The 435-nt window shown below is 61.8% G+C and carries 1 protein-coding gene; it reads left to right on the top strand.

From position 1 onward, the window contains the following. Positions 1-435, top strand: a 435-nt coding sequence (locus tag GR197_RS31460; RefSeq protein WP_164016614.1) for an NAD(P)(+) transhydrogenase (Re/Si-specific) subunit beta, incomplete at both ends; no start/stop codon positions are given.

Here is a 435-nt window from a genome sequence, read left to right as displayed (position 1 = left end):
CTGATCATCATCCCGATTGGCGGCGCGGACATGCCCGTGGTCGTGTCGATGCTGAACTCGTACTCGGGCTGGGCGGCGGCGGGCATCGGCTTTTCGCTGAACAACGCGATGCTGATCATTGCCGGGTCGCTGGTGGGTTCGTCGGGTGCGATTCTGTCGTACATCATGTGCAAGGCGATGAACCGCTCGTTCTTCAATGTGATTCTGGGCGGCTTCGGCGGTGAGGCAGGCGCGGCGACGGCGGGCGGGTCGGCGGAACAGCGGCCTGTCAAGTCGGGGTCGGCGGAAGATGCGTCGTTCATGCTCGGCAATGCCGAAACCGTTGTGATCGTGCCGGGTTATGGGCTGGCCGTTGCGCGCGCTCAACATGCGCTGAAGGAGCTGACCGATCTATTGATCGAAAAGGGCGTGGATGTGAAGTATGCGATTCACCCT

This window comes from Rhizobium phaseoli, assembly GCF_010668805.1.
GTDB classification, from domain to species: domain Bacteria; phylum Pseudomonadota; class Alphaproteobacteria; order Rhizobiales; family Rhizobiaceae; genus Rhizobium; species Rhizobium phaseoli_A.
This window is presented reverse-complemented; position numbering and strand designations above follow the sequence as displayed.